Origin of the sequence: Thioclava sp. F34-6 (assembly GCF_002213235.1) — a bacterium.
GTDB lineage: Bacteria > Pseudomonadota > Alphaproteobacteria > Rhodobacterales > Rhodobacteraceae > Thioclava > Thioclava nitratireducens.
This window is the reverse complement of record NZ_NBOA01000003.1, coordinates 356,241-376,861: the sequence shown is the minus strand read 5'-3', so window position 1 is coordinate 376,861 and position 20,621 is coordinate 356,241. Positions and strand designations below refer to the sequence as shown.

The following is a 20,621-nucleotide window of genomic DNA, read 5'->3' as shown; positions in this document are numbered from 1 at the left end:
GACATGCGAAGATCAACCATCGAGAGGGAGAGACCCGATGACCAGGACCTTCATGACCCGCCGTACAGCATTGAAAACCGCCGCTTTCCTGCCCGCCGCCCCCGCGCTTCTGACCGGGACCGGCGCCGCCGCGCAAAGCGCGAACGAAGCCCCGCCCGCGATCCCTCGCTATCGTCGGATGCAGATGGGAGATCTGACGATCACCACGCTGCTCGCCGGATCGCGCGAGCTGGAAGAGCCGCAGACGATCTTCGGGATGAACGCCAGCCCCGAGGACTTCGCCAAGCTCTCTGAGGCCAATTACATCCCTGCGGACAAGTCGCTTAACTTCTTCACCCCGACCCTGATCGAAACCGGCTCGGAGAAAATCCTCTTCGACACCGGCCTGTCGCCCGAGGGGATCACTTCGGCGCTCGCCGCCGCTGGGCATTCGCCCGAGGACATCACCCATGTCGTGATCACCCATATGCATGGCGACCATATCGGCGGGCTGATGGGCGATGGCGGCGAGACCTTCGCCAATGCTGCCTACATCACCGGCCAAAAGGAATTCGACCATTGGTCGAACGCGGGCAACGACACGTTCGAGGCCAAGGTCCGTCCGCTGGCCGAGAAGATGAGCTACCTCAAGGGTGGCGATTCGGTCGTCTCCGGCATCTCGGCGGTCGAAGCCTTCGGCCACACGCCGGGCCATATGGCTTTCATGGTGGAGTCGGGCGGCAAAGGTCTGATGCTCGCTGCCGACACGTCGAACCACTATGTCTGGTCGCTTCAGCGCCCGGAATGGGAAGTGAAATACGATATGGACAAGGAGCTGGCCGCGAAGACCCGCAAGGAGCTTCTGGGCCGTGTCGCCGCCGACAAACTGGCTTTCATCGGCTACCACATGCCCTTCCCGGGCGTGGGTCATCTCGAGGCACTCGACACCGGCTTCCACTTCCACCCGATCACCTATCAGCTCAACGTCTGATCCATCGTTTCGATTGTCCGGACGGTCCTTTCGCCGTCCGGGCGCCCACTACCTCAATCCCGCACGCCCCCTTGATCGCAGATCGTTAGCTGCGATGATCCCGATACCCACCACGGCTTCGGAGCCTGCGATGACCTCGATCCTCACGATCACGCTCAACCCGACGGTCGATCTGTCGATCGAAACCCCCGAAATCGCGCCCGATCGCAAGCTGCGCTGCACGCGGCCGCTGACCGATCCGGGGGGCGGCGGGTTGAATGTCAGCCGCGCGATCGCTGCCTTGGGCGGCAATTCCACGGCCTTCGTCGCCCTTGGCGGCACCACCGGGGACCGGGTGATGCGGCTCCTCGCCGAGGCCGGGATCGCTCTCTTCCCCTACCCCGCGCCGGGCGAGACGCGGATGAGCCTGACTGCCACCGACCAGAGCACGGGCGCGCAATACCGCTTCGTGATGCCCGGGCCGGACTGGGGCGCGCGCGATGTCGCCAAGGCGCTCAGCCGGATCGCGCGCGCCGCCCCTGAAGACGGGATCGTCGTGCTGTCCGGCTCGCAACCGCCCGGCGTGCCCGAGGATTTCCCCGCGCGGCTGGCGACGAAAATGGCCCGGACCAAGGCGCGGCTTTTCCTCGACACCTCCGGCAAGGCTCTGCACCAGTTGATGGAAAGCAAGGCGCAACCCGCCGACGTGCTGCGGATGGACGAACTGGAGGCCGAGGAGTTGGCGGACCGGAAACTGCCCGAGCGCAGCGACAGCGCCGACTTCGCGCAAAGCCTCGTGCAGCGCGGACTGGCCCATGCGGTGATCGTCGCGCGCGGCTCGGATGGCAACGTGCTCGCCACCAAGGACGCGCGCTGGTTTGCCGTGGCGCCTAAGGTCGATGTCGTCTCGAAAGTGGGCGCGGGCGACAGTTTCGTCGGGGCTTTCACACTCGCGCTCTCCCGCGGCAAACCTTTCCACGAGGCGTTGCAGCACGGCGCGGCAGGCGCGGCGGCCACCGTGACCACCCCCGCCACTGACCTGTGTTCCGCCGCGATGGTGCGCCGCCTTCTGCCGCATTGCCCCGTCGAGCCGATCTGAGCACTCTGCCCCTTTGCCTCGCGGCACCTGCGCGTTATGAAAGCGCCAAAGGAGCGCCGCCCATGCTGAAGACCCGCATTATTCCCTGTCTCGACGTCGCCGATGGCCGCGTCGTGAAAGGCGTCAATTTCGTGAACCTGATCGACGCGGGCGACCCGGTCGAGGCCGCGAAGGCCTATGACGCGGCAGGCGCAGACGAGCTGTGTTTCCTAGACATCCACGCGACCCATGAAAACCGCGGCACCATGTTCGATCTGGTGACCCGCACCGCCGAGCAATGTTTCATGCCGCTCACCGTGGGCGGCGGCGTGCGCACCCATGAAGACGTGCGCGCACTCCTGCTGGCAGGCGCCGACAAGGTCTCGTTCAACTCCGCCGCCGTGGCCGATCCGAACGTCATCACCGAGGCGGCCGACCGCTTTGGCAGTCAGTGCATCGTCTGCGCGATCGATGCCAAGACCGTGGAGCCGGGCCGCTGGGAAATCTTCACCCATGGCGGCCGCAAGCCGACCGGCATCGATGCGGTGGAATTCGCCCGCACCGTGACCGCGAAGGGCGCGGGGGAAATCCTGCTGACCTCGATGGATCGCGACGGTACCCGCGCAGGCTTCAATCTGGAGCTGACGAAGGCGATTTCGGACGCGGTGGACGTGCCGGTGATCGCTTCCGGCGGTGTCGGCAATCTCGATCACCTGGTGGAAGGCGTGACGAAAGGCGGCGCCTCGGCCGTACTCGCCGCCTCGATCTTCCACTTCGGAGAATACACGATCCGCGAAGCCAAGGAATATATGGCCGCCGCGGGCATTCCGATGAGGCTGCAATGAGCATTCTGGACCAACTCGCCGCGACCATCGAGAGCCGCAAGGGCGCCGATCCCGACACCTCCTGGACCGCGAAGCTGCTGGCCAAGGGCCCGGAGAAATGCGCCGAGAAATTCGGTGAGGAAGCGGTGGAGGCTATCATCGCCGCAGCGAAGGACGACCGCGAAAACCTGACCTACGAGGCGGCGGATGTGCTTTATCACCTCTTGGTGATGCTGGCGGCACGCGACGTAAAGCTGGCCGATGTGCTGGCGGAACTGGAGCGCCGCGAGGGCACCTCCGGCATTGCCGAGAAAGCCGCGCGCAGCTAAGGGGCGCTGCCCCTTCTTTCCTTCGGAAATTCATCCCAGGGATATTTCTGCAAGCCCGAGGACGCCCCGGAAACCTCTGGCATTCGGGCTTGTCGAAATATCCCGGGGGTGAGGGCGAAGCCCAAGGGGGCAGCGCCCCCTTTCCCCGTGCGAACCGCGTGCTAGCTGGCCTCTCAAACAGGAGGCTTTCATGGCTCAGACCCAAGACACCAACCGCAAGATCATCCTCGCCGAGCGCCCGAAAGGCGCGCCGAACGAGAACACGCTGAAACTGGAAACCGAGGCCGTGCCGCAGGCGGGCGAGGGCGAGATGCTGCTGCGCACCGTCTATCTGTCGCTCGACCCCTATATGCGCGGGCGGATGTCGGATGCGAAATCCTACGCCACCCCGGTCGAGATCGGCGGCGTGATGACCGGTCAGGTCGTGGCCGAGGTCATGGAGAGCGATGTCGCGGGCTTCTCGAAGGGCGATTACGTGCTCTCGCCCTCAGGCTGGCAGGATTTCTTCGTCTCGGATGGCACGCAGGTACTCAATCTCGGGCCGGAGCCGGAGAACCCGAGCTGGGCCTTGGGGATTCTCGGGATGCCGGGCTACACGGCCTATGCGGGCCTGCTGAAGATCGGCGAGCCGAAACCCGGCGAGACTGTTGTGGTTGCCGCCGCCTCCGGGCCCGTGGGCGCAACGGTCGGCCAGATCGCCAAGATCAAGGGCTGCCGCGTCGTCGGCGTCGCGGGCGGAGCCGAGAAATGCGCCCATGTCACCGGGACGCTGGGGTTTGACGCCTGCATCGATCACCGCGCCGAGGATTTCGCCGAACAACTGGCCGCGGCCTGCCCCAACGGCATCGACGTCTATTTCGAGAATGTCGGCGGCAAGGTGCTTTACGGCGTGCTGCCGCTTCTCAACCCCTTCGCGCGAATGCCGGTCTGCGGCATGGTCGCGTGGTATAACCTGCAAGGCCTGCCCGAGGGACCCGATCACGGGCCGCAGATCCTATCGACTATCCTGCGCATGAAGGTGAAGGTGCAGGGCTTCATCATCTTCGACAGCTTCCCGATCGAGCTTTATCAGGAATTCTCGGAGGCGATGACCGGCTGGCTGAAAGAGGGCAAAGTTCAGTACAAGGAGCAGGTGGTGGAGGGACTAGAGGCCGCGCCGCAGGCGCTTTACGATCTGCTGGAGGGCCGCAATTTCGGCAAGATGGTCGTGAAAGTCGGCTGAAGGCGAGAGATGTGCGCAGGGCTTTCGCATCCGTGACTTGCCCTGCGCCGCGCATCGCTTATCTCTACGCTTATGTTTGGACGCCTTTTCGATATGCTCAACGATCCCGCCCCCGATCCGATGGAGGGGGAAGATCGCGAATTGGCGCTAGGCGCACTTCTGGTGCGGCTCGCGCGGTCGGATGAAAACTATACCGAAGACGAGAAGATCCGGATCGACCGGGTTCTCGCGCAGCGCAACGGGCTTTCGAGCTTCGAGGCGACCGAGATGCGCAAGCGCGCCGAAGAGGTCGAGGCGGGTGCGCCCGATACCGTCCGCTTCACCCGCGCGCTGAAGGACAAGGTCGCCTACGAGGACCGCACCGGCGTGATCGAGGCGCTGTGGGACGTGGCGCTGGCCGACGGGGTACGCGACGCCCATGAGGATGCGCTGATCCGTCTCGCGGCGAAGCTTCTGGGCGTCAACGATGTCGATTCGGCGGTGGCGCGGCAGCGCGTCGAGGCCCGCCGAAGCTGAGTTAGAGGGACAGGCCGGCGTGGAGGCGCGACCGGTTCACGCATATTTTTTCCTCAGATGCTCGTGATTTCGGCCCCTTCCCCATCGTCAACCGGGCAGACGCAGTTGCAATCATCGGCCAAATCGCGCCAGATTGCGCGGATGGACAAAGAGAAGCTGCCTGCGTGACCCGAAACGAGCCTGCGCCCCAAGACGCGCCCGTCATCGAAATCCGTGACCTTCACAAGAGCTACGGCTCGCTCGAGGTGCTCAAGGGCGTCTCGATCACCGCCCCACGCGGCCATGTGGTGTCGCTGATCGGCTCTTCGGGCTCGGGCAAGTCGACCCTCTTGCGGTGCTGCAACCTGCTCGAAGACAGCCAGAAGGGCGACGTGATCTTCGAGGGCGAGCACGTCGCCTGGCGTGGCGAGGGACTCAATCGTCGTCCCGCCGACCGCGCGCAAGTCACCCGCTTCCGCACGAACCTGTCGATGGTGTTCCAGCAGTTCAACCTCTGGGCCCACATGACGATCCTGCAGAACGTGATGGAAGCGCCGGTGACGGTGCTGGGCCGCGACAAGGCAAAGGTCGAGAAGCTGGCGCGCGAATTGCTGGCGAAGGTCGGCATCGGCGACAAATGCGACGCCTGGCCCGCGCAGCTCTCGGGCGGCCAGCAGCAGCGGGCGGCGATCGCGCGGGCGCTGTGCATGGAGCCCAAGGCGCTTCTTTTCGACGAGCCCACCTCGGCGCTCGATCCCGAATTGCAGCAGGAGGTGGTGAAGGTCATCAAGGACCTCGCCGCCGAACACCGCACCATGATCCTCGTCACCCACGACATGCGGCTGGCACGTGACGTCTCGGACCACGTCGTCTTCCTGCACCAGGGCAAGATCGAGGAAGAGGGCCCGCCAGAGGCTCTGTTCGGCGCGCCGAAATCGACGCGCCTGCAACAATTCCTGTCGGCCACCGCGCCGGCGTGAACCAACCCAAGAACAAACAACGGGGAACCCAAGATGAAAAAACTGATCCTGACCGCCGCCATTCTCGGCCTGTCGGCCGGCATTGCCGCGGCTGAAACGGTCCGCATGGGCACCGAGGGCGCCTACCCTCCCTACAACTACATCGACGACAACGGCGAAGTTGCAGGTTTCGAGCGCGAACTGGGCGACAAGCTCTGCGAGATGGAGAGCCTCGATTGCACCTGGGTCACCAATGACTGGGATTCGATCATCCCGAACCTGCTGAGCGGCAACTACGACACCATCATCGCTGGCATGTCGATCACCGCCGAGCGCGAGAAATCGATCGACTTCACCCAGCCCTACTACCCGCCGGCGCCCTCCGCTTATCTCGCGATGGATCCGAACGTCGATCTCAAGGGCGCCGTGGTCGCGGCGCAGACCGGCACGATCCAGGCGGCCCATGTCGCCGAAAGCGGTGCGACGCTCGCCGAATACGCCACGCTCGACGACACGATCGCGGCGGTGAAGAACGGCGAGGCCGACGCGGTCTTCGCCGACAAGGACGCGCTCAAGCCCTTCGACGGTCAGGACAACCTGCAATTCGTCGGCGACGACGTGCCGCTGGGCAAGGGCATCGGCATCGGCCTGCGCAAGTCCGACACCGAGCTCAAGAACAAGCTCGATGACGGGATCTCGAAAATGAAGGCCGACGGCTCGCTCAACGAGATGATCAAGAAGTATTTCGGCGACAAAGCGCTGACCTTCAAAAACTGATCCAGAAAGCGGGGGGCGGGTCACGCGGCGCGCCCCCCGACCGATCCAGATGCTCAACAGCTGTTCCGATCCTTCCGCCCTTCACGGGCTTTCCTGGCTTCTGTGCTACCTGACAACGGGCAAGCACATGATGTTCTATGGCTCCTTTGGGATCGTGCTGATCCTGCTGGCCGTGACGGCGCCGGTGGCGCTGATCTTCGGTTTCGGGGGCGCGCTCGCCGCGCGGTCGACCCTCGCACCGCTGAAGCTTCTGGGACGCGGCTATATCGCGATGGTGCGCGGTGTGCCGGATATCATCTTCTTCCTCTTCGTGCCGATCGCGATGGACCAGGGGCTCGAATACCTGAAATCGCGCGCGATCTGCCCCGACCCCGGCCCCGCCTGGACGGGCAACGAGTTCCACGTCTGTGCCGCGGCGAAAATCCCGCTCGGTACCTCCCCACAATTCTACCACGAGGCCTATGGCTTCGCGCTGGCCGTGGTGGCCTTCTCCATCGTCTACGGGGCGTTCGCCGCGAACGTGCTGTTCGGTGCGATGCAGGCCGTGCCGCGCGCGCAGCTGGAGACCGCCGAGGCTTACGGCATGACTCGCGCGCAGGTGAACCGCCGCGTACTGATCCCGCAGATGTGGGCCTATGCGATCCCCGGCCTGTCAAACCTATGGATGATCCTCATCAAGGCGACGCCTCTGCTGTTCCTTCTGGGCATCGAGGATATCGTCTACTGGGCGCGCGAACTCGGCGCGACCAAGTCGCAGATCTACTCCTATCCACACCCCGACTGGCGGCTCTACTACTTCCTCGCGCTGCTGGTCTTCTATCTGGTGATGACCAAGCTCTCCGAGATCGTGCTGGCGCGCATCAACCGCCGCCTCTCCTTCGGGCAGGCCACGGCTGCCGGTGAAGCGCTGAGAAAGGCGGGCGCATGAGCTGCATTCAGACCATCGCGGATTACGGTCTGCGGTCCGTGGGCATCGGCGAGCGGCTGCTGCCGCGCTCCGATTTCACCATGTGCCAGCAATTCACCCTGATCGGCTCGGGGATGATCTGGAACCTCTATTTCGGCATCCTCGCGCTTCTGGCGGGCTTCTTCCTCGCGACCACGCTGGCAGTGGCGAAGAACTCCGAACGTGCAATTTTCCGCAAACCCGCGGACTGGTTCATTTTCCTGTTCCGCGGCTCACCGCTCTTCATCCAGTTTTTCCTCGCCTACGAGGCCTTCGCGATGCTGCCCCGGGCGGGCTTCCCGATCCTTGGCATCACGGTCGCGACGGACTGGATCACGCGGGCCTGGGCAGGCGCCCTGATCGTGCTGTTCTTCAACACCTCCGCCTATGCCGCCGAGATCTTCTACGGCGCGCTGCGCTCGGTTCCGAAAGGCGACATGGAAGCCGCGGACGCCTATGGCATGACCGGCTGGACCAAATTCCGCCGCGTGACATGGCCGACGATGCTCCGGCTCGGTTGGCCGTCCTACACCAACGAGGCGATCTTCCTGTTCCACGCCACCACGCTCGTGTTCTTCTCGGGCTTCCCGGCGTTCCGGCAGGAGGGCGACGCGCTCTATTACGCGAAATATTTCGCGGACAAGACCTTCAATCCCTTCATCCCCTACCCGATCGCGGCGTTCTATTTCATCCTGCTCACGCTCTGCGTCATCGCGGTCTTCGGGGTGATCAACCGCCGCCTGAACCGCCATCTGCCGCAGGAAAGCCGCAAGCGCTTCCGGTTCAGGCCGCAGATTATCAGGTGACACATGAACTGGCTGCACGACCATCCCGACGTTCGCACGATCCGCGTGGCGGCGGCCGATCTCAACGGGGTGGCGCGCGGCAAACGCCTGCCGGCTCGTTTCGCCGATAAGGTCTTCACCGAAGGGACGCGCTTTCCCTATTCGGTGATGAACCTCGACATCTGGGGCGAGGATGTCGAAGACAGCCCGCTTGTGTTCGAGTCCGGCGATGCCGACGGCCTTCTGATGCCGACAGAGCGGGGCTTCCTGCCGATGCCGTGGCTCTCGGCGCCGACGGCGCTGCTGCCGATCTGGATGTTTCACATGGACGGCACGCCCTATGCGGGCGATCCCCGGCAGGCGCTGGCCCGCGTCGTGGAACGCTACAAGGCTCTGGGGCTGACCCCCGTGGTCGCGACCGAGCTGGAATTCTTCCTGATCGACGATAGCGGCAAGACCCTGCGGGTGCCGCCCTCGCCGCGCTCGGGCAAACGCCGCACCGGCGGCGAGGTGCTATCGTTGCGCGCGCTCGACGCGTTCGACATTTTCTTCAGCCAGCTCTACGACGCCTGCGAGGCGATGGATATTCCCGCCGATACCGCGATCTCCGAAGCGGGTCCCGGCCAGTTCGAGATCAACCTTAGCCACCAACCCGACCCGCTGAAGGCCGCCGATGACAGCTGGCTGTTCAAGATGCTGGTGAAAGGGCTGGCACGCGCGCATGGTTTCGCCGCGTCCTTCATGGCGAAACCGTACGACGAATGGCCCGGCAACGGCATGCATATGCATTTCTCCGTGCTCGACGCCGAGGGCAACAACATCTTCAACGACGGCACGCCGCAGGGCTCGGATCAGATGCGCCACGCGGTCGCCGGCTGTCTGGCCGCGATGTCGGGCTCGGCGCTGATCTTCGCGCCGCATGAGAACAGCTATGACCGGCTGGTGCCCGACGCCCATGCGCCAACTGGGATCGCCTGGGCCTACGAGAACCGCACCTCGGCGCTGCGTATCCCGGCCTCTGGCCCGCAGGCGCGCCGGATCGAGCATCGCGTGGCGGGCGGCGACGTGAACCCCTACCTGATGATCGCCGCTATCCTGGGCGCGGCGCTGATCGGGATCGAAGACAAGATGGAAGCGCCCGAGCCGATCAAGGGCAACGCCTATGCGCTCGACCTGCCGCAGATGCCCACCGACTGGGAAGAGGCGATCGACGCCTTCCAGAATTGCGAGATCATGCCGCGCATCTTCGACCGCGAACTGATCACCAATTTCGCCATGACCAAGCGGCAGGAGCTGCATTACATGGCGGAGCTCTCGGATCAGGAACAGACCGAGCTTTACCTGGATACCGTCTGAAGGGGGCGCTGCCCCCTCGGGCTTCGCCCTCACCCCCGGGATATTTCTCCCAAGGGGAAGGGAGAGGCGGGGCGCAGTCAGAGGGGCCGCGCCTCTACCCGGATGAAGCTTTCGCCTCGGCCCGGGGATAGAGCCGGCCCATCGTCAGGCCGCGCGTGGCGTTGAGGATCATCAGCCCCGCCCAGAGCCCGTGATTGCCGAAAAGCGGGATCAGCACGAAAAGTGCCACCGTGTAGATCGCGACCGAGACGACCATCGCGTTGCGCATCTCGCGCGTCAGGGTCGCGCCGATGAAAATGCCGTCGAGCATCCAGGCCGGTCCCCCGATCAGCGGCGCGCCGGCGATCCAGATCAGGTAGTCGCGCGCCTCGATGCGGACATTCGGCGCGGTGGTCATCAGGTCGATGATCGCAGGGCCTGCGAGCAGGAAGACCGCGCCCAGCACGAGCGCGCCACCGATCCCCCATTGCGAGGACACGATGCTCGCCCGGCGCAGCCGTGCCGCGGAATGCGCGCCCACGGCCTGGCCCACGAGGCTCTCGGCGGAGAAGGCGAACCCGTCCAGCGCGAAGGCCGTGATCTGCAGGAATTGCAGCAGCACCTGATTGGCCGCGAGGGTCACATCGCCCTGCCCCGCGCCGAGGAACAGGAAGGAGGTGAAGCTCGCCTGCAGCAGGATCGAGCGGAGCATGATGTCGGTATTCACCCGCGCCATAGTCGCCAGTTTCACGCGGTCGAAGATCGCGCGCGCGCGCCACAGCCCTCCCGCAAAGGCAGCGCGACACAGCCAAAGCGCCAGCAGCACACCGCCGATTTCGGAGATGAGCGTGGCGCCGGCTACGCCTTGCACGCCCCAACCGAAGCCGAGAACGAACAGAAGATCCAGCCAGACGTTCAATGCGTTCATCGCCACCTGCAGCAAGAGGACCCCGCGCGTGCGCTCCAGCGCGATCAACCATCCGGTGAAAGCGTAGAGCGAGATCGTCAGCGGCGCGCCCCAGATGCGGATCTGCAGGTAGTCGCGGGCAAGACCCTCGACCTCGTCGCTCGCTGGGGCAAGCTGAAAAGCGGCCCAGAACAGCGGAAGTTGCAGCACGATGAGGCTCAGCCCGGCGATCCCCGCAATGATCAGCGCGCGCATCAGCCCGGCGGACACCTCGCCGGTGTCGCCCGTCCCATGCGCCTGGCTCACCAGCCCGGTTGTGCCCATCCGGAGGAAGCCGAAGATCCAGTAGAGCGAGGACAGGATCACCGCTCCGATCCCCACCGCCCCGATCGGCGCGGGCAGGCCGATCTGGCCGACGACAGCCGTGTCGACCGCGCCGAGGATAGGGATCGTAGCGTTCGAGAGGACGATGGGCAGCGCGATCTTCAGGACCCGCGCATGGGTAATCTCAGCCATTGGCGGAGGTATCGTCCCGCGCGGGCATCAGGAAGTGTCCGGTCGCCTGCGCGAAGATCCGGGTCCGGTTGTCCTGCCAGGCCTCGACATGGACGCTGGCGTAACGCCGCCCCGAGCGGTTGACCCGCGCCCGCGCATAGGCGTCGCGCGGCAGGCCGGAGCGCAGGTAATCCACCGTGAAGTCGATCGTCTTGGGCAGCCGCGGCAGGCTCTCGGGCGTCAGCGCGTCGAAATCGATCCGCCCCGCCTCGATATCGTCCCAGAGGTAGGACCAGCTGAGCTCGATGATCGCGGTGACCTCTAGAAAGGCCGCCGTCACCCCGCCATGGATCGCGGGCAGCATCGGGTTGCCGATCAGCTTGTGATCATAGGACAGAACACCGATCAGCTCGTCGCCGCGCCGGTCGAAACCGATGCCGAGGAATTGCGCGTAAGGAATGCCCTCGACGAGCATCTTGAGCGCGCCGTCACGGCGCTGCTTGACCTGCTGGACGGGTTCGGGCTTGGGACGGCTCATGCCTGGCCCTCCGATTTGGGTTTGTCGGGCCGCGAGACGGTGAAGGCACCGGTGGCAGTCGCCACGGGGCGCTCCGCGTCCTCGTCATGGGTGGTCGCACGCACGAAGGCCACCGAGCGGGTGACGTGATAGCATTCGGCCCGCGCGGTGATCTGCTGGCCGGGCGTCGCGGGGCGCATGTAATCGATGCGCAGATCGAGCGTCGCGGTAGAGGCGCCGGCCTGCGGGTGGCTCATTACGGCGGCGCCCGCGCAGGTATCCATCAGCGCCGAGACCGCGCCGCCATGGATCACGCCGGTGCGCGGATCGCCCACGAAGCGCGTGTCATAGGGCATCGAGAGGGTCGCGCAGCCGGGGCGGATCTCGTCCATCTGCATGCCCAGCGCGCGGGAATGCGGGATCGCCTCGATGAACTGGCGGGCCTGTTCGAGTATCTTGTCGTTCTCGTCGCTCATGAAATCATCCCCGAATGTCTTGCGCGACTATCCCCGCTGGCCGACGGGGTTACAAGACCCGCGCCTCAGCCCTGCCCCTGCGACATCAGGAAATAGCGCGCGATCCCGTAGAGGTAGAAACCGGTGAACATGATGTTGAGATATTTCAGCTGGCGCTCTGTATGCAGCCAGGCGTGATAGGCCCAGATCAGGCAGAATGGCAGGCTGAGAAACAGGTTGAGCGGGTACCAGTTCTGCACGATGGCAATGGTGGAGGCGATGCCGAGGGCGAGCGCGACCCATTTCATCTCTTGCTGATAGGCCGCAAGGCCACCTTCGCGCAGACGCAATGCCGAACGCATTCCCGCTCCTTCTGGTCGTCTTCGATATCGGGGATCGCGACCCCTCGGGCCTGCGATACGCTTGATATGCCACATGAAAGTAGACGCGTCCAGACGGGCGAGGCTCAGCGGCGCGCTGCGAAGAAATCCTTCAGGAGCGCCTCGGCCTCCGCCGCCCCGATGCCGTCGTAGATTTCCGGCACGTGGTGGCTCTGCGGATGCGCGAAGATGCGCGGCCCCTGCGCGACGCCGCCCGATTTCGGATCGGCCGCGCCATAATAGAGCCGCGCGATCCGGGCCTGCGAGATCGCCGAGGCGCACATCGGACAGGGCTCGAGCGTGACATAGAGGTCGTAACCGGGCAGCCGCTCCGAGCCGATCTGCGCACAGGCGTCGCGCATCGCGAGAATCTCGGCATGGGCCGTCGGATCGCCCAGCTCGCGCGTGCGGTTGCCCGCAGAGGCCACCACCCTACCGTCAGGGGAGACGACGACCGCGCCGACGGGCACTTCGCCGCGCTTGGCCGCCTCGCGCGCCTCTGCCAGCGCCTGTTGCATGAAAGACCGGAATTCCATGGCTCTTCATCGCCTGCAAACCCGCGCTTATCAAGACGCTTCCCACGCGCCTCGGAAAGGTGTAGATCGCGGTCTTTCGCGCCCGAGCGACTCGCGCGCCCCCTCCCCTAGAAGGAACCGGACATGACCGACACTCCCGAAAATTCCGCCCCGAAATCCGTCGAAAAATCCGCCGCGAAGGAACGCGTGGCCAAGGTGATCGCGCGCTCCGGCGTGGCCTCGCGCCGTGACGCCGAGAAGATGATCCTCGCCGGCAAGGTCGCGGTGAACGGCAAGCAGATCGACTCGCCCGCACTCGACGTGGCGGCCTCGGACAAAATCACCATCGACGGCAAGGCGATCGACGCACCGCAGGAGACGCGGCTGTGGCTTTACTACAAGCCGCTGGGTCTGGTCACGACCGAGAAAGACGAACAGGGCCGCCGTACGATTTTCGACGAAATGCCCGAAGGCATGCCGCGCGTGCTGAACGTGGGCCGTCTCGACCTCAACTCCGAAGGCCTGCTGCTCTTGACCAATGACGGCGGCCTCAAGCGCCGTCTGGAACTGCCCGAGACCGGCTGGCTGCGCAAATACCGCGTTCGCGTGAATGGCCGCCCGACCGAGCAGAGCTTCGAGCCGCTGCGCCAAGGCATAACCATCGACGGCGAAGAATTCCTGCCGATGGAGGTCTCGCTCGACCGTCAGCAGGGCGCGAATGCGTGGCTGACCGTGGGCATCCGTGAAGGCCGCAACCGCGAAATCCGTCGCGCCATGACCGAGATCGGCTTCCAGGTGAACCGCCTGATCCGGATCAGCTATGGTCCGTTCCGCCTGATGGACATGAAGGCAGGCGACGTCATGGAAGTGAAGCGCAAGATGCTGCGCGACCAGCTGGGCGGCCTGCTCGACGACAAGCCGGTGGGCGGCGAAGCGAAGCCCGAGCGCAAGGAGCGTGGGGATCGCCCGGAGCGCGGCGAGCGCAAGGACCGGGGCGACAAGCCGCGCTTCAAGCGGGATCGCGATGACGGCGGCCGCGATGACAAGCCGCGCTTCCGCAAGGATCGTGACGAAGGCGGCCGTGAGGATCGTCCGCGCAAGCCGCGCACGGGCGGCTTCAAGTCGCATCGTGACGAGGGCGACCGCGGAGATCGGGGCGAGCGCGGCGATCGTGGGCCGCGCTTCTCGAAGGACCGGGGCGACCGCCCGGATCGCGGGCCGCGTGGCGACAAGCCGCGCTTCAACCGGGACCGCGACGAGGGTAGCCGCGACGACAAACCGCGCTTCCGCAAGGACCGCGAAGAGGGCGGGCGCGAGGATCGCCCGTTCCGCGACGGGCCACGCAAGCCGCGGGCCGGTGGCTTCAAGTCGCATCGCGATGAAGGCGAGCGCGGCGATCGGGGTCCGCGTTTCTCGAAGGATCGTGGAGACCGTCCGGATCGTGGGCCGCGTGGCGACAAGCCCAGCTTCAACCGCGACCGCGATGACCGCTCCGGCGGGAAGTTCGGCGGCAAGCCCAGTGGGAAGTTCGGCGACAAGGCGCGCTTCAGCCGGGACCGCGACGAAGCGGGCCGCGACGACCGTGGCGGCGACAAGCCCCGCTCGGGCGGGTTCAAATCGCATGGTGGCAAACCGGGCGGGAAACCGCGTTCGGGCGGCTTCAAATCCCACGGCGACGCGCGCGGCGACCGGCCCGCACGTTCCGGCGGCTTCAAATCGCATGGCGGCAAGCCGGGCGGAAAACCCGGCGGCAAGCCCTTCGGCGGCAAGCCGCGCGGTGGCAACCGCGACTGACCGGCGAAAACACGCTGTGAGTGAGGGGAAAACCGCCGTGGTTTTCCCCTCACTTTTTTCCTCGGCGGGTTTACGCGAATTTCACACCGTCTCTCTGGCATAGACCCGCCAGCCTGCTTATAAAATATTATCAGGACGCCGGAATTCGCGTCCGATGGCAGGGGCTGGCGATGTCGCGCGAAGCGCAAAAGAGAATCGCTTTCTGGCTGATGATCGCGCTGACGCTGTCGGTCGCGTTCACCGGGAGCGTGTGATGGCTCAACGCTATGGCGGAAAATACTCGCCCCAAGGCCCGGCCAGCGGGCCCGACCTGCACGATCCCCGCAGCGTACCTCCCCATCGCCGTCCCGATGCTCGCCACCCCCAGGAAGGCCGTCCGTTCTGGATCGTGGCCGCCGCCCTGCCCTTTCTGCTGAGCGCTTTCGGCGACGGGCCCCTCACCTTGGCCCGCGCGCTCGCGGCTTTCGCGCTGATCGCGGGCGCCGCCTGGACGATCCGCGAGGGGCTGCGGGCGGAATTCGCCTATGTCGCCCGCGCCTCGGCCAAGCGGCCCGCCTTTCCTCGGAAGATTCTGGGCTCGGTCGCCTATGGGCTGGGCCTCGCCATCGGCGCACAAGCGCCCGGCCTCGGTGTGATCGGAGCCGCCGGGATCGGCGCGATCGGCACCGTTGTCTCGCTCGTGACCTTCGGTCTCGATCCGCTGAAGGACAAAGGGATGGACGGCGTCGATGAATTTCAGCAAGAGCGCGTCGCCCGCGTGGTCAAGGAGGGCGAGGCCTATCTGGAAGAGATGCGCAAGGCGATCACCCCCTCGGGCGAGCGTGTCCTGATCGGCCGGGTCGAGCAATTCGCCACCACTGCCCGCGATCTGTTCCGCGCGGTCGAGGAAGACCCCGGCGATCTGGCGCAGGCGCGGCGCTACATGACGGTCTATCTGCAGGGCGCGCGCGACGCGACGATCAAGTTCGCCGACCTGTGGCGCAACACCCGCGATCAGACCGCACGCGACGATTACGCGGCGCTGCTGGATGATCTGGAGGCGAATTTCACCGCGCGCACCAGGAAAATGCTGGAGGACGGCCGCGAAGGGCTGGAAATCGAGATCGACGTTCTGCGCGACCGGCTGGCGCGCGAAGGGGTCGTGCCGACGACCCGAAAGACATGACGAGGCGTGACGTGACACGTGACCCCGGGACCTGTCCCGACAGGCGCAAGGAGGCCCTGAGATGACCGAGACGACCCGCCAGAAGGCGACCGAGCTGATGACCGAAGTGGAAGGTGTCAGCGGCTCCCTGCTGCCCGAGCCGGGCCCGGCAGAGGCGGTGACCCCGCTCGATCAGGCTCCGCCGGAAACCGCCGAGGAAATCCGCAAGCGCATGGCCGAGCTGGACATGAGCGACACGAATTCGATCGTCCGCTTCGGTTCGCGCGCGCAGACCGATCTGCAATCGATCAGCCAGGAAATGCTCTCGGGCGTCAAGAACAAGGATGTCGGCCCCGCCGGGGACAGCCTGCGCCAGATCGTCACCACGATCCGCGGCTTCTCGGTGTCGGAACTCGATGTACGCCGCAAGCGCAGCTGGTGGGAGAAACTGCTGGGCCGCGCCGCTCCGTTTGGCAATTTCGTCGCCCGCTTCGAGGAGGTGCAGGGCCAGATCGACCGCGTCACCGACGAGTTGCTGAGCCACGAGCATAACCTGCTCAAGGACATCAAATCGCTCGATATGCTCTACGACAAGACGCTGCATTTCTACGACGAGCTCGCGCTCTACATTGCAGCGGGCGTCGAAAAGCTGGCCCAGCTCGACACGCAGGAAATCCCTGCAAAAGAAACAGAGATGGAAGCCGCTTCCGAAGATCAGAAAGTACTCAAGGCACAGGAACTCCGCGATCTGCGCGCCGCGCGCGACGATCTGGAACGCCGGGTGCATGATCTGAAACTGACGCGTCAGGTGACGATGCAGTCGCTGCCTTCGATCCGGCTGGTCCAGGAAAACGACAAGAGCCTTGTGACCAAGATCAACTCGACGCTGGTGAACACGGTGCCTCTCTGGGAGACTCAGCTGGCGCAGGCGGTCACGATCCAGCGCTCGCGCGAGGCGGCGGGCGCCGTGCGCGAAGCGAATGACCTCACCAACGACCTGCTGACCGCCAACGCCAAGAACCTGCGCGAAGCCAATGCCGAGATCCGCACCGAAATGGAACGCGGCGTTTTCGACATCGAGGCGGTGAAAGCGGCCAATGCCGATCTGGTCGCCACGATCGAAGACAGCCTGCGCATCGCCGACGAAGGCAAGCGCAAGCGGGCGGATGCCGAGAAGGAACTGATCGAGATGGAAGACAAGCTGCGCAACACCCTGTCGGCGGCGAAATCCTCCGCACAGGCCGGCGGAGCTGCGGGATGATGCGGATGCGTGCGGCCTTCCCGGTTCTTGCAGGGCTGGCGGCGCTGGCCCTTTCGGCCTGCACGCCGGGCTTGGGCGGCTCGCCGCTCGCACCGGACAAGACCGCGCGCCCGCCCAGCGCGCCAGCCGATCTCGACCGCTCCAAGGTCACGGAGCAGAGCGCGCTGTCGCGAGAGATGTCTGCCTATTTCGCCAAGACCGCCGCCGAGATGGAAAGCCGCGGCCAGCTGCGCACCGATGTCGCGCCGCGCGATGCACCGTTCAACCAGCGCCAACTGGTGCAGAACTTTATCCATATCGCGCTCTACGACGAATACGCGGCGCAGGGCGGCGGGTTCGTCGCCCGCCAGACCCCCTCTCGGCTGCGGCGCTGGGAGAAACCGGTTCGGATGGACGTCGATTTCGGCGCTTCGATACCCAAGGCCGACCGCGCCTCGGATGTCGCCGAAGTGCGCGCCTATGCGGGCAAGCTCGCGAGCGCCTCGCGCCATCCGGTCAGCGTTGTAAAGCATGGCGGCAATTTCCACGTGCTGTTCCTCAACGAAGACGAGCGTCGCGCGATCGGCCCGCGCCTGCGACAACTCGTGCCGGGGATCGATGAAAGTTCCGTCGAGGCGATCACGAACCTGCCGCTGTCCACCTACTGTGTCGTCTTCGCCTTCTCGCAGGGCGACAGCCCGATCTATACCGACGCGGTCGCGGTGATCCGCGGCGAGCACCCGCCGGAACTGCGCACCAGCTGTATCCACGAGGAGCTGGCTCAGGGGCTCGGCCTCGCGAATGACTATCCGCGCGCGCGGCCCTCGATCTTCAACGATGACGAGGAATTCTCGCTGCTGACCAAGCATGACGAGCTGCTGCTGCAGATGCTTTACGATCCGCGCCTGAAGCCCGGCATGACCGAACGCGAGGCCCGCCCGATCGTCACCACCATCGCCGCCGAATTGCTGGGCGGCGCAAGCTGAGAACCAAGAAGGAACCGCATCCATGGGCATTCTCGATTTCCTCTCGGGCGAATTCATCGACGTCATCGGCTGGACCGACGACACCCGCGACACGATGGTCTGGCGGTTCGAACGTGAGGGCCATGCGATCAAATACGGCGCCAAGCTGACCGTCCGCGAAGGTCAGGCCGCCGTCTTCGTCCATGAGGGGCAGCTGGCCGATATCTTCGGTCCGGGCCTCTACATGCTGGAGACGAACAACCTGCCGATTCTGACGACGCTTCAGCATTGGGATCACGGGTTCAAATCGCCCTTCCAGTCCGAAATCTATTTCGTCAACACAACGCGGTTCAATGACCTCAAATGGGGCACGAAGAACCCGGTCATGGCGCGCGATCCCGAATTCGGCCCGGTGCGCATCCGCGCCTTCGGCACCTATTCGATGCGCGTCACCGATCCGGGCAAGTTCCTGACCGAGATCGTCGGCACCGATGGCGAGTTCACCTCGGACGAGATCAGCTACCAGCTGCGCAACGTGATCGTGCAGGAGTTTTCGCGCGCCATCGCCAGCTCGGGCATCCCGGTCCTCGACATGGCGGCGAACACTGCGGACATGGGTAAGGTGATCACCAAGGCGATCGCACCCACCATTGCGAATTACGGGCTGGAGCTGCCGGAATTCTACATCGAGAACGTCTCGCTTCCCGAAGCGGTGGAGGCGGTTCTCGACAAGCGCACCTCGATGGGCATCGTGGGCGATCTGAACCGCTACATGCAATATAATGCCGCGGAGGCCATGGGGCAGCCGGGCTCGGGCGCCTCCGCCGGGATGGGCGCGGCGATGGGGGCCGGAATGGGCGCGGGCATGGGCATGGCGATGGGTCAGCAGATGGGGCCGTGGGGGCAGATGGGCCAACAACCCGCCGCCGCCGCGCCGCCGCCCCCTCCCCCGCCACCGGTCGAGAAGGTCTGGCATCTCGCGGTCAACGGCCAGACGCAGGGGCCCTTCGGGCGCGGCCATCTGGGACGCATGGTCTCGGAAGGCTCGCTCACCCGTGACAGTCTCGTCTGGACGCCGGGTCAGAACGGCTGGATGCGCGCCGAGGACGTGACCGAACTGGCGCAGCTCTTCACCATCGCACCGCCGCCGCCCCCGCCTGCTGCGAGCTGATCCGATGCTGGGTTTCCCGAAAGTGGGGCGGAGCGCAGCTGCCGCCCCTGCCGACCCACGCGGCGAGAGCCACTATCACTGCGAAAGCTGTGGAGCTGATCTGCGGTTTGCGCCGGGCCAGACGCGGCTCGTCTGCGACCACTGCGGCCATGTGCAGGACATTCCCTCCGCCACCGGGCGCGGTGAGGCCCGTTTGCGCGAATTGCCGCTCGACGATGCGCTGACCCGCGAATTGCCCGCGCAGGAGATGGAGGAGCACCGCACCGTCTCCTGCCCCAATTGCGGCGCCTCGATCGAGCTGCAGAATGGCGAGCACGCGACTGAATGCCCGTTCTGCGCGACGCCGGTGGTGGTCGATACCGGCACGACGCGGCTGATCAAGCCGCAAGGCGTGCTCCCCTTCCAACTGACCGAGGAACAGGCGCGCGCGGCGCTCTCGAAATGGCTCGGCTCGCTGTGGTTCGCGCCCAACGGGCTGTCGCAATATGCCCGCAAAGGCCGGCGCATGACCGGCATCTACGCGCCCTTCTGGACCTTCGATGCCGCCACCCGCACGCGCTATTCCGGGCAGCGCGGCGATGCTTACTACGTCACGCGCACGGTGCAGACCGACAAGGGCCCCCGCACCGAGCAGGTCCGCCGCATCCGCTGGACCCCGGTCTCGGGTCAGGTCGCGCGCGATTTCGACGATGTGGTGATCTACGCCGCGCGCTCGCTGCCGCCCGATTACGTGCAGGCGCTGCGCCCTTGGGATTTGACGGCGCTCGAACCCTACCGGCGCGATTACCTCGCGGGCTTCACCGCCGAGGGCTACACCGTGCAACTGCAAGAGGGCCATCATGCCGCGCAGGCAGAGATGATCCGCGTCATCCAGACCGACATCCGTCGCGATATCGGCGGCGACGAGCAGCGGATCGGCGCGATGGACCCGCAGTTCTCGGCCGAAACCTTCAAGCATATCCTGCTACCGATCTGGACCGCCGCGTACAAGTTCCGCGGCCGCTCCTACCGCTTCGTCGTCAACGCCCAGACGGGCCGCGTGCGCGGGGATCGCCCGTGGTCGGCATGGAAGATCGCACTGGCAGTGATTGCTGCACTAATCGTGGCGGGCGTGTTCTTCTACCTGAAGGGCCGCTGAGAGATCAGCCTTTTGCCAAGTCTTCCATCCCGAAGGCGACGCCCTGCGGCGCGAGCCATTCGGCGAAGCGCGCAATCTTCTCGTCAATCGAGCAGTTATTGGTCTGCCGCGCCATTTCGATGTCATAGGCGGCGCGAAGATCCATCTGGCGTTCGGGGCTCAGCTCTTTCCAGCGCGTCATGTCGTCTCCTTGCAAAGCCG

Annotated in this window: 23 protein-coding genes; 17 read left to right on the top strand and 6 right to left on the bottom strand. The window is 65.3% G+C overall.

All coding sequences use genetic code 11. From position 1 onward, the window contains the following. Window positions 1-37: 37 nt before the first annotated feature. From B6V72_RS07985 to B6V72_RS07935, 11 genes are all read left to right on the top strand, one after another. The gene (locus tag B6V72_RS07985) at window positions 38-970 is read left to right on the top strand and encodes an MBL fold metallo-hydrolase (protein WP_088735278.1); all 933 of its coding nucleotides are present in this window, start codon (window positions 38-40) and stop codon (window positions 968-970) included. Window positions 971-1,100: 130 nt separating this feature from the next. Further along, window positions 1,101-2,048 (top strand): 1-phosphofructokinase family hexose kinase, encoded by a 948-nt coding sequence (locus tag B6V72_RS07980; protein WP_088735277.1) that lies wholly within the window; start codon window positions 1,101-1,103, stop codon window positions 2,046-2,048. A 62-nt stretch (window positions 2,049-2,110) separates the two neighbouring features. Continuing rightward, a complete protein-coding gene (gene hisF / locus B6V72_RS07975; RefSeq protein ID WP_078603953.1) occupies window positions 2,111-2,872 on the top strand; it encodes an imidazole glycerol phosphate synthase subunit HisF in 762 nt (253 codons plus the stop codon). Next, complete coding sequence (locus tag B6V72_RS07970) at window positions 2,869-3,180, top strand: phosphoribosyl-ATP diphosphatase (protein WP_088719062.1); 312 nt, start codon at window positions 2,869-2,871, stop codon at window positions 3,178-3,180. Before hisF ends, B6V72_RS07970 begins: the two co-directional genes overlap by 4 nt. A 190-nt stretch (window positions 3,181-3,370) precedes the next feature. Next, on the top strand, window positions 3,371-4,402 hold the full coding sequence (locus B6V72_RS07965) for an NADP-dependent oxidoreductase (RefSeq protein WP_088735276.1): 1,032 nt from the start codon (window positions 3,371-3,373) through the stop codon (window positions 4,400-4,402). A 93-nt stretch (window positions 4,403-4,495) separates the two neighbouring features. Continuing rightward, window positions 4,496-4,918, top strand: a complete 423-nt coding sequence (locus B6V72_RS07960; RefSeq protein WP_240496911.1) for a TerB family tellurite resistance protein — start codon at window positions 4,496-4,498, stop codon at window positions 4,916-4,918. 164 nt (window positions 4,919-5,082) lie between these two features. Then, the gene (locus B6V72_RS07955) at window positions 5,083-5,877 is read left to right on the top strand and encodes an amino acid ABC transporter ATP-binding protein (protein WP_088719064.1); all 795 of its coding nucleotides are present in this window, start codon (window positions 5,083-5,085) and stop codon (window positions 5,875-5,877) included. A gap of 33 nt (window positions 5,878-5,910) precedes the next feature. Then, window positions 5,911-6,633: a transporter substrate-binding domain-containing protein gene (locus tag B6V72_RS07950; RefSeq protein ID WP_075776147.1), complete on the top strand. Its 723-nt coding sequence runs from the start codon at window positions 5,911-5,913 to the stop codon at window positions 6,631-6,633. Window positions 6,634-6,682: 49 nt separating this feature from the next. After that, window positions 6,683-7,561: an ABC transporter permease subunit gene (locus tag B6V72_RS07945; RefSeq protein WP_075776148.1), complete on the top strand. Its 879-nt coding sequence runs from the start codon at window positions 6,683-6,685 to the stop codon at window positions 7,559-7,561. After that, complete coding sequence (locus B6V72_RS07940) at window positions 7,558-8,385, top strand: ABC transporter permease subunit (RefSeq protein ID WP_075776149.1); 828 nt, start codon at window positions 7,558-7,560, stop codon at window positions 8,383-8,385. Before B6V72_RS07945 ends, B6V72_RS07940 begins: the two co-directional genes overlap by 4 nt. A 3-nt stretch (window positions 8,386-8,388) precedes the next feature. Continuing rightward, entirely contained in the window at window positions 8,389-9,720 is a 1,332-nt protein-coding gene (locus B6V72_RS07935; protein WP_088719065.1) for a glutamine synthetase family protein, read from the top strand. A gap of 94 nt (window positions 9,721-9,814) precedes the next feature. Here the strand turns inward: B6V72_RS07935 and B6V72_RS07930 are convergent, their stop codons facing one another. The 5 genes from B6V72_RS07930 to B6V72_RS07910 all read right to left on the bottom strand — a co-directional run bounded on the left by B6V72_RS07930 (window position 9,815) and on the right by B6V72_RS07910 (window position 12,989). Next, window positions 9,815-11,122, bottom strand: coding sequence for an MATE family efflux transporter (locus tag B6V72_RS07930; RefSeq protein WP_088735275.1), 1,308 nt, complete (start codon window positions 11,120-11,122; stop codon window positions 9,815-9,817). Next, window positions 11,115-11,639 carry a PaaI family thioesterase gene (locus B6V72_RS07925; protein ID WP_088735274.1) on the bottom strand — a complete coding sequence of 175 codons (525 nt, stop codon included), beginning with the start codon at window positions 11,637-11,639 and terminating at the stop codon, window positions 11,115-11,117. Before B6V72_RS07925 ends, B6V72_RS07930 begins: the two co-directional genes overlap by 8 nt. Then, window positions 11,636-12,094, bottom strand: a complete 459-nt coding sequence (locus B6V72_RS07920; protein ID WP_088735273.1) for a PaaI family thioesterase — start codon at window positions 12,092-12,094, stop codon at window positions 11,636-11,638. Before B6V72_RS07920 ends, B6V72_RS07925 begins: the two co-directional genes overlap by 4 nt. Window positions 12,095-12,159: 65 nt before the next feature. Beyond that, window positions 12,160-12,435 carry a peptidase gene (locus B6V72_RS07915; protein ID WP_075776154.1) on the bottom strand — a complete coding sequence of 92 codons (276 nt, stop codon included), beginning with the start codon at window positions 12,433-12,435 and terminating at the stop codon, window positions 12,160-12,162. Window positions 12,436-12,539: 104 nt separating this feature from the next. Further along, a complete protein-coding gene (locus B6V72_RS07910) occupies window positions 12,540-12,989 on the bottom strand; it encodes a nucleoside deaminase (protein ID WP_088727013.1) in 450 nt (149 codons plus the stop codon). 123 nt (window positions 12,990-13,112) lie between these two features. On the opposite strand from B6V72_RS07910, the gene B6V72_RS07905 reads away from it, so the two are divergent. The 6 genes from B6V72_RS07905 to B6V72_RS07880 all read left to right on the top strand — a co-directional run bounded on the left by B6V72_RS07905 (window position 13,113) and on the right by B6V72_RS07880 (window position 20,420). After that, the gene (locus B6V72_RS07905) at window positions 13,113-14,762 is read left to right on the top strand and encodes a pseudouridine synthase (RefSeq protein ID WP_088735272.1); all 1,650 of its coding nucleotides are present in this window, start codon (window positions 13,113-13,115) and stop codon (window positions 14,760-14,762) included. A 253-nt stretch (window positions 14,763-15,015) separates the two neighbouring features. Further along, window positions 15,016-15,927 (top strand): 5-bromo-4-chloroindolyl phosphate hydrolysis family protein, encoded by a 912-nt coding sequence (locus B6V72_RS07900; RefSeq protein WP_088735271.1) that lies wholly within the window; start codon window positions 15,016-15,018, stop codon window positions 15,925-15,927. Window positions 15,928-15,988: 61 nt separating this feature from the next. Further along, a complete protein-coding gene (locus B6V72_RS07895; protein ID WP_075776158.1) occupies window positions 15,989-17,167 on the top strand; it encodes a toxic anion resistance protein in 1,179 nt (392 codons plus the stop codon). Further along, entirely contained in the window at window positions 17,164-18,132 is a 969-nt protein-coding gene (locus B6V72_RS07890; protein ID WP_075776159.1) for a DUF2927 domain-containing protein, read from the top strand. Before B6V72_RS07895 ends, B6V72_RS07890 begins: the two co-directional genes overlap by 4 nt. 22 nt (window positions 18,133-18,154) lie before the next feature. Beyond that, entirely contained in the window at window positions 18,155-19,282 is a 1,128-nt protein-coding gene (locus B6V72_RS07885; protein ID WP_075776160.1) for an SPFH domain-containing protein, read from the top strand. A gap of 4 nt (window positions 19,283-19,286) precedes the next feature. Beyond that, window positions 19,287-20,420, top strand: coding sequence for a zinc ribbon domain-containing protein (locus B6V72_RS07880; protein WP_240496912.1), 1,134 nt, complete (start codon window positions 19,287-19,289; stop codon window positions 20,418-20,420). A 4-nt stretch (window positions 20,421-20,424) separates the two neighbouring features. Here the strand turns inward: B6V72_RS07880 and B6V72_RS19160 are convergent, their stop codons facing one another. After that, the gene (locus B6V72_RS19160) at window positions 20,425-20,601 is read right to left on the bottom strand and encodes a hypothetical protein (protein WP_168173025.1); all 177 of its coding nucleotides are present in this window, start codon (window positions 20,599-20,601) and stop codon (window positions 20,425-20,427) included. Between the last annotated feature and the right edge of the window lie 20 nt (window positions 20,602-20,621).

Coding starts and splice junctions, on each gene's coding strand:
- B6V72_RS07905 (WP_088735272.1), top strand. CDS start 13,113: ATGACCGACACTCCCGAAAATTCCGCCCCGAAATCCGTCGAAAAATCC.
- B6V72_RS07970 (WP_088719062.1), top strand. CDS start 2,869: ATGAGCATTCTGGACCAACTCGCCGCGACCATCGAGAGCCGCAAGGGC.
- B6V72_RS07960 (WP_240496911.1), top strand. CDS start 4,496: ATGCTCAACGATCCCGCCCCCGATCCGATGGAGGGGGAAGATCGCGAA.
- B6V72_RS07885 (WP_075776160.1), top strand. CDS start 18,155: ATGGGCATTCTCGATTTCCTCTCGGGCGAATTCATCGACGTCATCGGC.
- B6V72_RS07965 (WP_088735276.1), top strand. CDS start 3,371: ATGGCTCAGACCCAAGACACCAACCGCAAGATCATCCTCGCCGAGCGC.
- hisF (WP_078603953.1), top strand. CDS start 2,111: ATGCTGAAGACCCGCATTATTCCCTGTCTCGACGTCGCCGATGGCCGC.
- B6V72_RS07930 (WP_088735275.1), bottom strand. CDS start 11,122: ATGGCTGAGATTACCCATGCGCGGGTCCTGAAGATCGCGCTGCCCATC.
- B6V72_RS07950 (WP_075776147.1), top strand. CDS start 5,911: ATGAAAAAACTGATCCTGACCGCCGCCATTCTCGGCCTGTCGGCCGGC.
- B6V72_RS07985 (WP_088735278.1), top strand. CDS start 38: ATGACCAGGACCTTCATGACCCGCCGTACAGCATTGAAAACCGCCGCT.
- B6V72_RS07940 (WP_075776149.1), top strand. CDS start 7,558: ATGAGCTGCATTCAGACCATCGCGGATTACGGTCTGCGGTCCGTGGGC.
- B6V72_RS07900 (WP_088735271.1), top strand. CDS start 15,016: ATGGCTCAACGCTATGGCGGAAAATACTCGCCCCAAGGCCCGGCCAGC.
- B6V72_RS07925 (WP_088735274.1), bottom strand. CDS start 11,639: ATGAGCCGTCCCAAGCCCGAACCCGTCCAGCAGGTCAAGCAGCGCCGT.
- B6V72_RS07915 (WP_075776154.1), bottom strand. CDS start 12,435: ATGCGTTCGGCATTGCGTCTGCGCGAAGGTGGCCTTGCGGCCTATCAG.
- B6V72_RS07910 (WP_088727013.1), bottom strand. CDS start 12,989: ATGGAATTCCGGTCTTTCATGCAACAGGCGCTGGCAGAGGCGCGCGAG.
- B6V72_RS07980 (WP_088735277.1), top strand. CDS start 1,101: ATGACCTCGATCCTCACGATCACGCTCAACCCGACGGTCGATCTGTCG.
- B6V72_RS07935 (WP_088719065.1), top strand. CDS start 8,389: ATGAACTGGCTGCACGACCATCCCGACGTTCGCACGATCCGCGTGGCG.
- B6V72_RS07895 (WP_075776158.1), top strand. CDS start 15,989: ATGACCGAGACGACCCGCCAGAAGGCGACCGAGCTGATGACCGAAGTG.
- B6V72_RS07920 (WP_088735273.1), bottom strand. CDS start 12,094: ATGAGCGACGAGAACGACAAGATACTCGAACAGGCCCGCCAGTTCATC.
- B6V72_RS19160 (WP_168173025.1), bottom strand. CDS start 20,601: ATGACGCGCTGGAAAGAGCTGAGCCCCGAACGCCAGATGGATCTTCGC.
- B6V72_RS07945 (WP_075776148.1), top strand. CDS start 6,683: ATGCTCAACAGCTGTTCCGATCCTTCCGCCCTTCACGGGCTTTCCTGG.
- B6V72_RS07890 (WP_075776159.1), top strand. CDS start 17,164: ATGATGCGGATGCGTGCGGCCTTCCCGGTTCTTGCAGGGCTGGCGGCG.
- B6V72_RS07880 (WP_240496912.1), top strand. CDS start 19,287: ATGCTGGGTTTCCCGAAAGTGGGGCGGAGCGCAGCTGCCGCCCCTGCC.